Origin of the sequence: Flagellimonas meridianipacifica (assembly GCF_003001695.1) — a bacterium.
GTDB lineage: Bacteria > Bacteroidota > Bacteroidia > Flavobacteriales > Flavobacteriaceae > Flagellimonas > Flagellimonas meridianipacifica.
In genome coordinates this window covers 1,561,357-1,574,856 of the sequence record NZ_PVYX01000002.1, presented here as the reverse complement: position 1 = coordinate 1,574,856, position 13,500 = coordinate 1,561,357, and the positions used below count along the sequence as shown (strand labels likewise).

Genomic DNA, 13,500 nt, shown 5'->3' with positions numbered 1-13,500 from the left:
TTTACGGTTAGTTGACTTAGCAGAAAAAGAAATAATCTTTTCCTTGCGCATGTCCCAACTCATTCAAAAAAGATGTGATTTCCTTTTGTTCATGCATGTTGGCTACCGTAATTATACTTTGGGGATTGTCTAAAGAGGATAATTCGGAAAAATGAAAGAGAGGTTGATTATAAATTTTTGTACCAATTTTTTTCGGGTTATCACAGAGCCAAACGAAATCAATTCGTTTCTCCATTAGTTTTTTGACTACCTCTTTTCCCTTGTAACCAGCACCCCATAGCACTAGTTGCCTATTGGATTTATAATCCAACTTCAAGAAGTAATGAAGTTTAATATCCAAAAAATAGTTTTGGGCATAGTGCTCGCTTGTCCTAGAAGCGCGATGGTCATAATCACGCCATTTATGAAGAATTTCATTGCAGGGAAGTACTTTTAATCGGTTTTCGTAGAACCGAAAGGCCAGGTCATAATCTTCGGGATATCGATTTATATCAAATCCTCCACATTGCTCAAAATCACTCCTGAAAACCATCCAGCAGGGCGATGGTACGACACATTCCTTGTAGATTTCACTATAGTTACTACCCTTTTCGGTCAAGGAGTTGAGCCATTTTTCATATCGGGCATAGCCGTCACTTATACCCTTTTCTGAAAAATAAGTCACTTGACCTACCGCTAAATGACCTTGTCCATTTTTTGTTAGGGCATTTACCATCCATTCCAGCCGATTGGGAGTCATGATATCATCAGAATCCATCCTTGTAACAAATTGTCCATTACAATTGGTATAGGCCTTTTGCAGGGCAGGGATAATTCCTTTACCACTATTTTTCAGGACTTTTATCCTAGTATCCTTTTTCCCATATTGAGAAACCAGCTCTAAACTGGAATCGGCTGAGTCATCATCTACTGCAACCACCTCCCAATTAGTATAGGTTTGCTTGAGAATGGAATCCAAACACTCTCCAAGAAAGGCTTCGGTGTTCTTGAATGGTATTAAAATGCTAATCAATCCGCTTTGCACAGAGGGAAGTTAAGAAAACTACCCCACAGACAAAATTTCAAGGGTTTTCAAGCGCTTTACTGTGTAATAGGGAGTTTCTACCCTGATGATGTGTTAGGACATACCGCATCCTTGCAATCTGGTCTTTGGAAAACATATTCATAACATCATCATGGGACCAATTCATATAATTTTCAATTTGAACCATCTCTCCTTGACATCCTTGAAAAGCTGTTCGTCCATAAACCGGAATGTCCACGGCTGGGGTATCATCGCAATAATCATTGAACTCACAGGTTGACCCTCCCCACGTGTGTAACAAACCTAAATAATGCCCCATTTCATGGGTCAATGTTCGTCCATGTCTTGCATGACACTCAATATCGGATTCTCCAAAATGTATCCAGCTAACCAGAATTCCCTCCGCATCACCGGGTTGAGGAATGGCCAAGTGTTGAATTCCGGGTAAATCGACATCGGGTCCAGTGGCAAGGCCCAGTGCCAGGCATTCGGTAGAGCGTGGTAGGGGAGTGGTCCAGATGTTTATGTATTCCTCTGGATTCCAATAGGCGTATTGTGCATAATGATTGGGTCCATAACCGAGGATGTCAACTTTTACCAATGTGCTATCGATTCGGTTTATTCCGTTGAAAGGGGTACCATCTGGTGCTTGTTTAGCCAAAACGAACTCAATCTTGGAATCTGCTCCGTCGATATGGGTGTTGAACCCCCGTGTCCCTGGTTTTCTTCTAAAATCCTCATTTAATATTTCAATCTGTCTTTTTATTCTTTCTTCGGAAAGATTGCTTTCTTCTCCAATGTCCTGTCCTGAATGTATTACATGGACCACTAAGGGTATTCTCATGATTTCTTCGTTCACCGGATTTTCTTCTTCAGGAACTTGTACGCTATCATCTCGTGAACAGGATTGGCTGAGAACTAATACTAAAATGATTTGGAATAATCTTGAACTTATTTTTTTCAAAGCTGTTGTTTTTATTGATTGATTTTGATGATGTATTGAAAAGCGGGCTATTAATAGAACTATCTATCTAAAGAGATTGTCCAAGAAAAAATTCAGAATTTCAGGTAGGTTGGAGCTGTTTCCATTGACCTTTCTAAAATTGTCATAGTAGTGGTCTGAAATGGGTAAAAACTTCTCTGCCTGCTTTGCTTCGGACCATCCATCTTTGACTGCTTTCAATGCTTCTGGATTTGTCTTATGTAAGGTCGATAAGAATCCAATCAGGCTCTTCTTTTCCGAATCCGTAATTCTTTTATTCAAGAGAACTGGACCTAATGGGATTTCTTCAGACATCCAAAGAATGGAAGTTGATTGGGATAAGCTGGAATCAATTTGCAATTGTCTGTGGTATTCATTGCTTCCGACTGCACAGATATCGGTTTTACCCTGAATTAGCCTCTCTATCGCTGCTTTATGATTACCTGCATAGCTCACTTTTTCAAATTGTTGCTCAGGAAATTGGATACCGATAGAACTAAGAAATAACCTGGGAATAAGGTTGCCAGAGGTTGAACCAGGGGCGACAAATTCTATAGCTACTTTTTCTGAATCACTTTTTAGCGAATCAACATTACCCACCTTTTTGGAATTTCCCAAAAGAACCGTTTTGTAATTGTCCTTTGCATTCTCTTTCACCTCCAGAGTTGCTATGGGTTCCATATTCTCATTGTCCAAAGACAACAACAAATACCCTAAGGTGTTTATAAACCCAATATCCACTTGGTTGGATTTAATGCCTTGTATAAAGGAAGGTACGTCTGGATAGCTTTCAACTTTAATAGGTCTGTTGAGGTGCTGTTCCAAGGCTTTTGAAAGAGGTTCCAAATTGGCAATTCGATTGTTGGTAGAATAGGTATATGTTGCCATGACCAACGGTTTGCTATTCTTATCAATTTTACTGATACACCCAGAAAATGAAAAAAGCCATAGGAATGACAAGGATAATACCTTACTCCAAAAATGAAACCTCTTTTTCATTGTTTTCCTTGCTAACTTTCGCTTTTTGAGATATCCTTGAACAAGAGCATCTCCCCAACCTTTTCGGATGCTCCATGATAGAATCCAGCTTCATGGTCATAGCCTTTGGGATTTTTGAATGTACCAAAAACAATATCGAAAAATGAGATGTCCGAATAGTTGTAAGCGTGTATACCCTTCGCATGATGAATGGCATGGGCTTCGGGACGCTGAATAAGATATCCTATCCAAACAGGGGTTTTGATATTGCTATGCTGGAATATGGCCAAGAACGTAGTAATCAAAATAATCCAAGTTGTTGCTTCCGCTGTAAAACCTGCAATAACAACCAAACAGAGACTTCCCAAGAAGGTAAAGCCAATCATGTCCATGGGGCTGAAATAAAAAGCGCCATAGCTATCTATCCGTTCAGCACTATGGTGCATTTGATGAAAGACTTTCCAGAGCCTGTCACTTTTGTGCATGCTTCTATGCCATACATAAACACCAAATTCATACAACAGAACACCAACTACTGCGCCCCAAGCAGTACCCAACAATGTCAAATCGAATAGTTGATATTCCACTAAATAGGTATCCCAAATCAGAGGTAAGTAGGATGACAAAAAGAAAAAAAGCGTAAAGGCTATAAATCCTTTCAGTCTCCAAAATTTAATTTTGGGGAGTTTTCGAGCAGGAAAAAAAGCTTCCCATGCTATGAGAACTATATATATTCCATACACTATGTAAGAGGTTGGGTCTAAAACCAACTCCAGTGGAGTTGGTAGATTTGAAAGTATATTTTCCATGTTAAAAGAGTTTTTTGTTCAACTTCATTCTTAGGTTTGATTTGTGTCTTGAATGGTAGACTTTAATCGAAACACGTTCTTCCATTTGCTTGATTAAATTGTTTTTCATCTTTTTTTTTGGCAAAACTATGAATGCCGCTGTACCAGTTAAAGAATTCCTGGGCTACCTGAAGTGAACCTTATACCGATAATGGGTAGACAAATTTTAAGGTGCGTTAATAATTGGGGTACAATGGGGGAACACAAAAATTTAAAATATTGATATTCAATATTTTATGTATAATGAATTTTAAGAAAAGAAAATGAGTCTTTACTGCTCCAGTTCCAGCAGATAATCCAGTAATTCGGTTTCGGGCGGTAAATCTAGTTTTTTTCGCAGTCGATAGCGTGCCGTTTTGGCACTTTCAGGAGAGATACCCATCACGCTGGCGGTCTCTTTAATGCTCAGGTTCAACCGGGCCAAAGAGCAAATTTTTAAATCGTTGGAACTTAAGTCCGGATGTTTCTCTTTAAGAGTGCTATAAAATCCTTTGTGTACTTCTTCAAAATACCGCTTAAAATCCTCCCAATCACGGTCTAGATTGGTATGGCTTTTAATCTTTTTTCGAAGTTCGTTCAGTATTTTGGATTGTTGTGAAGGTGTGGCGGATTGCAGTGATTCTATTGTTTCCAAGAGTTCACCAAAAAGCTCGTTTTTCTGGGTAAAATTTAGAGTGTAAGAGGTCAGTTCCTTGTTTTTGAATTCTAATTCTTGTTCCAACTCTCGTTGTCGTAATTGGGCATTTTCCAATTCGGTCTGCGTTAGTTTTTCATTTGACCTTAAGAGCTCTATCTCTCTTTTTTCCCGTTGTTTTTGATGTCTCAGCATAAGGATAGCTATGCATGATAAAAGCAGTAGGCCAATAGACAAGCTTAGATTGATGATATTTCTAGTTTTCTTGGTCTCTTTCAGAAGTTCGATTTCAGCTTCTTTTTCCCCCAATTCATTGTTGAATTCCATCGCGGCAATTTGTTTCGCTTTCTCATTATTGATAATGGAATCCTTCAATTGTATAAACCCATCATAATACTCCAAGGACTCTTGAAGCTTTCCTTCTTGACGTTTAAGCAACTTCAACTCCTTCAAAGCACGCAATTGATATTTTTTAAGGCCTTTTCGCTTCGATGTTTCCAAAGCAGCCAATAAATGGGAGTTCGCTAGCTCATACTTGTTTTGTAACCGATATAGTTTTCCAATTTGTATAAGATTGCTCAATTCCCCGTCCTCGTCATTCAGGGTAATCACAATCTCCATAGACTTTCGGATATGATATTCTCCCAATTCCAGCTCATTTTGCATTAGCGAAAGGATTCCCAAACGGTTGTGAGCTTCTGAGACACCATACTCATATCCATCATCTGAATGCATGTTAAGAGCATTTGTTAAATAGCCTTTAGCTTCTTCGAGTTTATTCTGTTGTATTAAAACAGAACCGATTTTTGTAAAAGTGGTCGCTATGCGACGCTTCAAATCCAATTGCCTAAACTTTTCAATGGATTGCTCATAGATTCTTAGTGCAGTATCAAATTCTCCGATATCCGCATAAACCATTCCGGAATTCATTAATGCATTGGCCGCTCCAACACTATCCGAAACCGATTCGTACAGTTCTTGGGATTCCTTTAAGCTTTCTAATGCCTTTTTTGGTTCTCCAAATGTCCAATAGGAAACACCCAATATTCTTTGTGCCCTAGCTATACCTGAGGTATACTTAAGATTTTGGGCAATCTCTAAAGCCTCTTCGCCATACTTTGCTGAAGTTTTCGAATCTCGTACCCAGAATTGATACCCTAAATCATTCAATAGGTCCACATATTCTTCAGAACTTTTTGGAGTATTTTGAAGTCGAAGCTCAAGGCTATCGATGGTCGTTTGAAGTTGTGCATTTAGCATCCCAAGTCCAAAAAAGAAAAGAAAGATGTGAGCGCCCCATTTCATTGCTTCTTCAATACTTCTTTTATTGCTTTTTGGAACACATTTTCCATAACCTCATAACCTTCCTTGGTTAGATGGACCTCATCGGTCGTGTACTTTTCTGGCAATCCATTCCGACTGTCCGCCATCTCAGAAAAATAATCTAGGTAAGTAACATTATTTTGCTCAGCCATTTTTGCCAGCATGGCATTCAATTTCGGAATCTTAACGTTGGGGTTCTTACCAGGTCTCCATGGATAATCATAAGCGGGCAAAACAGAGCAAACAATGGGGTCAATGCCGTTGGCTTTTGCCAATTGTGCCATGGTAAGGATGTTGTCCCTAATCTGTTCCAATGAGATAGGTCCTGTGTTTTCGGCAATATCGTTGGTTCCAGCTAAGATGTGCACCACTGCAGGCTCTAAACTGATAACATCCTGTCTAAAGCGCAACAACATTTGTGGTGTGGTTTGACCACCTATTCCTCTGTTGATATATGATTCATTGTCAAAAAACTTAGGATTTGCCGTGGACCAACCCTCCGTAATGGAATTACCCATGAAGACTATCCTGTTCACGTTGTTTGAATCTAATTTTAAGGTCTCATTTTCCTTCTGATATCGAGAAAGATTAGGCCAATCCTGTGCCTTGGTTCTTTTGTTTGGAAACAAACCGAAAAAGGAGAATGCTATCAAAATCAAAACCCTATTCATCAACTATTGAAATTCTTCGCTAAAAGTAAGGAATTTAATTTGCCAAAGCCCGTGATGGAAGTGGGGGTAGACCTTTAGAAATAGGAAGAAACCTCGGAAACAGGAGTTTTACTCCTTCAATGCTTTTAGAAACCTACGAGAGCGGCCTCGATTTTCTGAAAATAAGCTCCCATATGTCTTCCATCCACAAGAGCATGGTGAGCTTGAACGGATAAGGGCATCATTGTTTTACCTTCTTGTTGGAAAAATTTTCCCCAGCTAATTCGAGGAACTGAGTCATGGGGATGATAACTCATAGCATGCTGCATGCTAGTAAAACTGACCCAAGGGATGGCTGACATAAAAAGCAGGTCATCCTTTCCAGGTTCGTCTTCAATGGAAGGATTCGTTTTCATTTGTGAACGCACTCTTTCCGCCTCGCTTATAAAGTCCTTTAGCTCTCTTTGAAAGTCAACCGTACAAAAACTAAAAACATCGGCTTCATCGGTAGGCACGGTAAAAGAAGGGTGCACCGTTTTGTGTTCTATGACCTCTTCATTCCTAATCCGCCAGCGAAACTCTTTGATTTCATTGGCAGTTTCGGATAACACATGGACCAGACTATAGGTCAATGGTAGTTTCCTTTCCTTTATCTGGGCTACAAAAGATGTGACCTCAACATTAGCTGTAATGTTGAAATGCGGATGGTTCATCGAATTGAAAAAGTCAAAATGCTTTTTCCTATGTAGGTTGTTGAAAACAACTTTTTTCTCCAAAATAAGCTATTTCTTTGGCGGAGTTATCATAATATGCGCCCGGTGGGTCCCAGGGTCCATCAACCAAGCATGGCCAGGGGGTGTTGGAGTTGTGGGTAACCCCGTGGATTTTCCTGTAGCGTAGGGAATATAAAAAACATAGCGCACATATGGATTCTCAATTTCTTTGGTTTCTTGATTTACCGTTCCTGTGAAAACACATAGGGTTGCCTTATCCGGCATTTTTAGTTTCCCGGATTTTACCTCGTTCTCTCGGATATCAAAAATCTCTTTGAATTCTTTTCCTTCGGCTTTCAACTCTCTTCCTCGGGCCATAAAAGGTTCTAAATCTAAGTGATAAGCTGCCGTGGAGAATTTGTTATCTCTAGGGTCGTCTGCTAACGCGATATAGTCATTAGTTCCCTCCTGGAGGGTTGTGAAGTTCCCTTCAACATCATATCCATAGACTTTAGCTCCCTCTTTATAATCGTCTGGTACTGCCATTAGAGCAGTTTTAATCTGCCATGCTTTGGACGGAATTTCTTGAGAAATCACGAAAGCTACATTCAATAAAAAAAATAGGCTTGGAACGAACAGTTTTTTCATAAGACATTATTTAATATTTGGCACTCTTTCCTTCGGTAGTTGTCCTTAAAATAAAAGCCCGAATATCATCATTGGCTTTTCTAAGGTCTTCCCGCCTTAGGTACATCATATGACCAGAGCGGTATCCTTTAAACTCGAAACGGTCTTTCATTCTACCGCTTGGGTCGACTTGCCACATTGTATATTTAGCATTGAAATAGGTGGTGGCCCCATCGTAGTAACCGGACTGGACCAAAACATTTAGATATGGATTTTGAGCCATAGCCTGTCTCAGGTTATCGCGGGTATTATCATCCTCATTGTTCCAAGGCCTTACGGGACCGAACATGTTGTACTTAATATCCGTTTTAAAGTTCAGCTCTTCTTGTAAATAGTAATTAATTGCAGGTGTAAAACTATGCAGCCATGATGTTATTTCTGAATTATAATCTGGCCGCTCTCCGAACAATTGCTTATCTATACCTCGGTACCTGCTATCCAATCTACCTACAGTGTATCCCCCTTTATCCTTCAATAGATTTTTCCAGAAGAATCGGGTGGGCACCACCAAATTCTGGTCCAGAATATCCTTTTCTTTTAAGCCAGTATAGTATGCCATTCTTTTCGCAACCTCTGCTCTTTCTGTACTCTGAATAAACCCACCTTTGGCAATGGCAGGTATCAATGTATTAACAGTGTAATCTTCAGCTTCTGGAAGCACTTCTAACAAATCTTTGTTCTGCAATTCGGCAGGAAGTGCCTTATGATGCCAAGCAGCCGCTGTAAAATAGGGTAGATTCAATGCATCCGATACGGGTCCGCCCACACGTATTACCTTATAGTCTGCTGGAGAAACCATAATTACCCCATTCAAATACATCCATTGCTGGTTTTGTAGCGCCAGTGAAAGCCCCATAACTCGGGTTCCTCCATAGCTTTCACCAATGATATATTTAGGCGAACGCCAACGATTGTTTCGTGTCACAAAAGTATTCAGCCATTCTGCCAAGTATTTAATGTCTGCGTTTATTCCGAAGAACTTATCGCGGTCCACGTCATCGCCCATTTCTGGAATGGTTCTAGAATACCCAGTATTGGCTGGATTCACGTAAACGATATCCGTAACATCCAAAACAGAAAAAGGATTTTGCTTTACCCCATAGGGCTGGACCGGATAGCCTTCATCATCAATTTTCAAAATCCTTGGACCAGTATATGCCAAATGCATCCATACAGAACCGGAACCTGGTCCGCCATTAAAGGAAATCAAAAGTGGCCGCTCTGCTCTGTTTTTCACCCCATTCCTAGTGTAATAGGTATAGTGCAAGGAGGCAATGGGTTCGCCCATTTCATCCCAGACAGGTTGTGTGCCAGTTGTTGCCGTGTAATTGAAAGAAGTACCGTTTACCGTCACATTATGTTGCGTAGTGACCGTGGTGTCAACTGGTAATTTTCTGTTTTGTGAAAAAACAATGCCAAAGGATAATAGAAAGCCAAACAGGGTAATTTTTAGTCTCATTAAGTGATCAATTAGTTTATTCTAAAAATAACCATTTTGATCGACTTCCCATTTTTGTTATAATTTTTATAAATAATTGGAAATCAGCATCAGTCACTTTTTTTAAGCTGTATTTTTAGAAGACCATCACAAAAAACAAGGACCATGAGCAAACTATCCAGAAGACAATTCAACACTAAACTGACCAAAGGGGTGGGAGCGGCCACCATAGCTGCCTCGTTACCCATCAACTGTATTGTGGCCAATCCGATGGAGAAGAAAAAACTGGGGATAGCCCTTGTAGGATTGGGAGGGTACAGTACATACCAACTTGCTCCAGCACTTCAGGATACGGAACATTGTTATCTCGCTGGAATTGTTACAGGGACTCCTGCCAAAGAACAGGTTTGGTCGGACAACTACGGTATTCCCAAAAAGAATATTTATAACTATGGGAATTTTGATGAAATAGCGAACAATGAAGATATAGATATTGTTTATGTGGTATTGCCCAATAGTATGCACGCTGATTTCTCTATAAGGGCCGCAAAGGCGGGAAAGCATGTAATATGTGAAAAACCCATGGCAATGAATGTTGCAGAGTGTGATGCTATTATTGATGCCTGTAAGGATGCTGGTGTGAAATTGGGAATGGGCTACAGGTTGCATTCCGAACCCTATACCCAAGAAGTGAAGCGATTGGTTAAGGAAAAGACCTTCGGGAAGGTCAATTACGTTACTGCTGAAGCCGCCTATCGTTCGTTGGGTAGTCCCAATCAATGGAGATTGGATAAGAAATTATCTGGAGGTGGTGCTTTGGTCAACATGGGGGTGTATGCCATTCAAAGCCTGATTTATGGTACGGGTGAGAATCCAATTTCAGTTTCTGCTCAAGAATTTAGTACACGGCCTAAATATTTCAAAGAAACCGATGAAACCATAACGGCCCAATTTGAGTTTGAATCCGGTGTGGTTGGTAATATGATGACCTCACATAACATACGTGCAAATCGATTGTTCGGTTCCTGCGAAAGAGGTTGGTACGAACTTGATCCTGCTAGCACCTATATTCCTTTAGCGGGAAGAACTTCGAATGGAGAGCTCAATTTTGAACAAGAGAGTCAACAGAAACTCCAAATGGATGATTTCGCCAAACACATACTTTTCGACACCCCTAATCTTGCTCCAGGTGAAATGGGCAAACGGGATATGATGATTATAGCTGCTATTTATGCTTCAATAAAGAATGGTGGTGCGAAACAATCATTAAATTTTGAACCTTCCTATGGCTTTGGAGGATAGGCTATTCCAATAAGGTTTCATATAGCCTTTCCCTAATGTCTACTAGCTTTACGTGTAATGGACTATCTGTAACGGTTCCAATATTAATGGCTATAAACATGTAAAGATTTTTATCAGGAAAATATCGAAGTTCGCAACCTGCACCCAGTCCACCTCCAGAATGTCCATAAAATCTTTCACCAGCTATTTCGTTGGAAGCCAAACCTAATCCATATGCAGGTTTTCCATCTCGCATTACCCAAGTCATCATTTCCTTTAGCGTATTTTCCTGCAGAAGCTTTCCTTCCAAAAGGCCCTTTAAAAACAGAATCGCTTCTTGGGTAGTAGTGACAATACCATCATCCCCAACCATATAAGCCACGTTTTGCTGCTGTACGAATGATACATTTTCCAAAACTCCGTCACTATAACGGTCCCAATAGCTATTGGGAAGCTTTTTGCTCTTTAGTTTTCTGGGTGAGATTTGATAGTAGGTGTTTTTTAAATTCAGGGGTTCAAAAATTTGCTTTCGTATGAAGTCACTATGGTCTCCTGTGATTTTATCTACAATTAATGAAAGTAATACATAGTTTGAATTTCTATAGGAATACCGGCTTCCGGGTTCAAAGTCGAGAGGTTTCCCTTTTATATAACCAATATAGTCTTCACCTTTAAAAACCGTTTCGGGATGTTGTAATAAGGTAGCAGTGTAGTTGGGATTAAAATTGTACTCAGAAATTCCAGAAGTATGGTTCAAAAGCATCCGAACGGTGATTTCATTTGCACGCTGAATCATTTGGGAAACCCTTGAATCCAAATATTGTGTGATGGGATTGTCCAATTGAAGTTTACCGGTTTCATAAAGCTTCAAAACGGCTACGGCCATATAGGTTTTGGCGACGCTTTGAAGATAGTGAAGATGATTATCGGTAAGAGGTTCGTTTTCCTCCAAACTTGCTAATCCCTCACTGTGGAGCCACCAACCATTGTTATCTAAAATTGCTATGCTGGCTCCTGGACAACCATTTTGAGTAAGTTCTTTGAGTATTTTTGATACCTTCTGACTTTTTGGATGATTCTCATTTATTGAAATGGACCCCTTTTTTAAGCTTGAAGAAGTCTTTTGTGCCTGATTGTTCTGCGCAAGAATCAAAGTACAAACGAAAAGGAAAATTGTTTTTTTCATGACGACAGGGATTTAATCTTCAAAATGAATTCTTGAACCTATTTCCATTAGGGTGAATGGAACTACAGGAACGCTTGTGTTGTAGTTAGTAGCAAGTATGAACTGATAGTTGGCATAAGGAGATACGTAAAGACTTTCATCAAAAGTATCGTAACCAAAGCCGATACCTGCGGGTATAACAAACATGCCTTTCCCTTTTTTTCCAACGTTTGTCCATCCATCAGAGGTAGGTTTAAACGAATCCACGGGTCTTTTGGCAAAAAGGTAACCTACTCCCAGTTTTACTTCCCCGAATGTATCAGAAAACAAGTCCGGTCTCCAAACGGTTTGGGAATGAATCAACAAACCGCCTCCAACACGTTTATTACCATACCATGAAAGCTTGAACTGCTGTACCCAATCCCTGTTTCCACTATGGCTTACTTCGGTTCCTATACCGATTCCAATATTGGAAAACAACTTTTTGTTTTTGAACGGTAGCGAAAGAGAATGGAACTCAATGCTTACCATCAAGGGAAAGTTTCTATGGTTATCTGTAGAAACACTTTGCGCCTTTGTACTTATGACCAGGAAAAAGCTGGCCAATGATAGAATAACTGATTTCATTTTTTGATTGATTTGATTCCCAAAGCTAAAATTGAAGCCTATTGAAAATCAAAGAAAATGATGTGTTTTCCGGTGAAATGTGGTAAAAAAAAGGGTGGACTGTCAATCAAGATTCCGAAACCATCGCTTAAATGTCGGGGCTTTGGTACGGCTCACCATAATTTCTTGGGGTATTGAGGGGTTGTCAGTCAATGTAACACTAAGCTTCCCATTTTCTCGTCTTTGAAATCCGGTAATGGTATTTCGGTTGACGACATATTGCCGATTTAGTCGGAAAAACAGTTTTTCAGGTAGTTTACTGGAAATTTTTTCCAAGGTAGAATCCAAAAAGTATTGTTTCCCGGTGTTCGTAAAAACAGCTACATAATCCTTTTCAACGGAGAAACCCAAAATATTGGAGAAGGGTACACGAACCTCCATTTTACCCTCTTTTGCCAAAATCCCCGTATTCAATTTTTCTTTTTCGGACTTGACCTTTTCTTCAGTTCCTTGCCATTTGTAATAATAATGAATCATAATATAGATGGCATTGATCACGAAGAACCAAATGGAAATGATGAATAGGTCATGGGAATAAAAACTGGGGTGGGCCCATTTGCCTTTAACTATTAGACTGGACAACTCGGTCAAAAAGCTGATAATAAAGAGGCCAACTATGGTGGTCAACAGAAATTGAATCGTGACACGCTTGATAAATCCATCAACATAGGGCATCTTATGGTCCAACCACAATATAACCTTTCTTGCTCCCAACCAGGCTACGTATCCGGTAAGGGTATCCAGTGTATAAGTAAAAACGAACCACCAATTGAATTGTACATTGGTATAAGTCAGGTAATAATTGAAGCCACTTATAAAAGGGATAAGCACCAAGAAAAGTGGAATATCAGGATAATATGGCGAAGTATGTTTTTTTACCAACGGGATATCACTTTAAAGGTACCTAAAATAGGATGTTGAATCTTCAAATAAAAATACTGGATTTCATAAAGGCATTTAAAAAATTGATATGTAGAGGTTTAAGTCCAGGCTTAAATTGATTTTTAAGTTGTGACCAAGTTTAAAAGTTAAACAACGCGACCCCCTTATTGAGACCTTCTCTAAATAATAACATTCACTTAACGAGTTAACCTTAAAATGAAGTTTAGTT

Annotated in this window: 13 protein-coding genes; 1 reads left to right on the top strand and 12 read right to left on the bottom strand. The window is 39.6% G+C overall.

All coding sequences use genetic code 11. The annotated features are described in order from the left end of the window. Positions 1-16 precede the first annotated feature (16 nt). The 9 genes from CLV81_RS17270 to CLV81_RS17230 all read right to left on the bottom strand — a co-directional run bounded on the left by CLV81_RS17270 (position 17) and on the right by CLV81_RS17230 (position 9,298). Positions 17-1,024: a glycosyltransferase family 2 protein gene (locus CLV81_RS17270; RefSeq protein WP_106146736.1), complete on the bottom strand. Its 1,008-nt coding sequence runs from the start codon at positions 1,022-1,024 to the stop codon at positions 17-19. Between the two features lie 37 nt (positions 1,025-1,061). Then, on the bottom strand, positions 1,062-1,988 hold the full coding sequence (locus CLV81_RS17265; protein ID WP_146129934.1) for a M43 family zinc metalloprotease: 927 nt from the start codon (positions 1,986-1,988) through the stop codon (positions 1,062-1,064). A 63-nt stretch (positions 1,989-2,051) separates the two neighbouring features. Further along, on the bottom strand, positions 2,052-2,894 hold the full coding sequence (locus CLV81_RS17260) for a phosphate/phosphite/phosphonate ABC transporter substrate-binding protein (RefSeq protein ID WP_158259151.1): 843 nt from the start codon (positions 2,892-2,894) through the stop codon (positions 2,052-2,054). Between the two features lie 122 nt (positions 2,895-3,016). Further along, positions 3,017-3,793, bottom strand: coding sequence for a sterol desaturase family protein (locus tag CLV81_RS17255; protein ID WP_106146731.1), 777 nt, complete (start codon positions 3,791-3,793; stop codon positions 3,017-3,019). A 310-nt stretch (positions 3,794-4,103) separates the two neighbouring features. Further along, complete coding sequence (locus tag CLV81_RS17250; protein WP_106146729.1) at positions 4,104-5,771, bottom strand: tetratricopeptide repeat protein; 1,668 nt, start codon at positions 5,769-5,771, stop codon at positions 4,104-4,106. Then, on the bottom strand, positions 5,768-6,460 hold the full coding sequence (locus CLV81_RS17245) for an SGNH/GDSL hydrolase family protein (protein WP_106146727.1): 693 nt from the start codon (positions 6,458-6,460) through the stop codon (positions 5,768-5,770). The genes CLV81_RS17250 and CLV81_RS17245 overlap by 4 nt, the downstream gene beginning before the upstream one ends. 125 nt (positions 6,461-6,585) lie before the next feature. Further along, a complete protein-coding gene (locus tag CLV81_RS17240; protein WP_106146725.1) occupies positions 6,586-7,215 on the bottom strand; it encodes a chloramphenicol acetyltransferase in 630 nt (209 codons plus the stop codon). A 6-nt stretch (positions 7,216-7,221) separates the two neighbouring features. After that, the gene (locus CLV81_RS17235; protein WP_106146723.1) at positions 7,222-7,800 is read right to left on the bottom strand and encodes a hypothetical protein; all 579 of its coding nucleotides are present in this window, start codon (positions 7,798-7,800) and stop codon (positions 7,222-7,224) included. Between the two features lie 10 nt (positions 7,801-7,810). Beyond that, positions 7,811-9,298, bottom strand: a complete 1,488-nt coding sequence (locus CLV81_RS17230; protein ID WP_106146721.1) for a S10 family peptidase — start codon at positions 9,296-9,298, stop codon at positions 7,811-7,813. A 144-nt stretch (positions 9,299-9,442) separates the two neighbouring features. Here CLV81_RS17230 and CLV81_RS17225 point away from each other — a divergent pair, with 144 nt between their 5' ends. Continuing rightward, complete coding sequence (locus tag CLV81_RS17225; protein ID WP_106146719.1) at positions 9,443-10,579, top strand: Gfo/Idh/MocA family protein; 1,137 nt, start codon at positions 9,443-9,445, stop codon at positions 10,577-10,579. A 1-nt stretch (position 10,580) separates the two neighbouring features. Here the strand turns inward: CLV81_RS17225 and CLV81_RS17220 are convergent, their stop codons facing one another. From CLV81_RS17220 to CLV81_RS17210, 3 genes are all read right to left on the bottom strand, one after another. After that, positions 10,581-11,744 carry a serine hydrolase domain-containing protein gene (locus CLV81_RS17220; protein WP_106146717.1) on the bottom strand — a complete coding sequence of 388 codons (1,164 nt, stop codon included), beginning with the start codon at positions 11,742-11,744 and terminating at the stop codon, positions 10,581-10,583. Positions 11,745-11,756: 12 nt separating this feature from the next. Next, positions 11,757-12,350: a hypothetical protein gene (locus CLV81_RS17215; protein ID WP_106146715.1), complete on the bottom strand. Its 594-nt coding sequence runs from the start codon at positions 12,348-12,350 to the stop codon at positions 11,757-11,759. Between the two features lie 102 nt (positions 12,351-12,452). Continuing rightward, complete coding sequence (locus tag CLV81_RS17210; RefSeq protein ID WP_106146713.1) at positions 12,453-13,271, bottom strand: LytTR family DNA-binding domain-containing protein; 819 nt, start codon at positions 13,269-13,271, stop codon at positions 12,453-12,455. Positions 13,272-13,500: the final 229 nt, after the last annotated feature.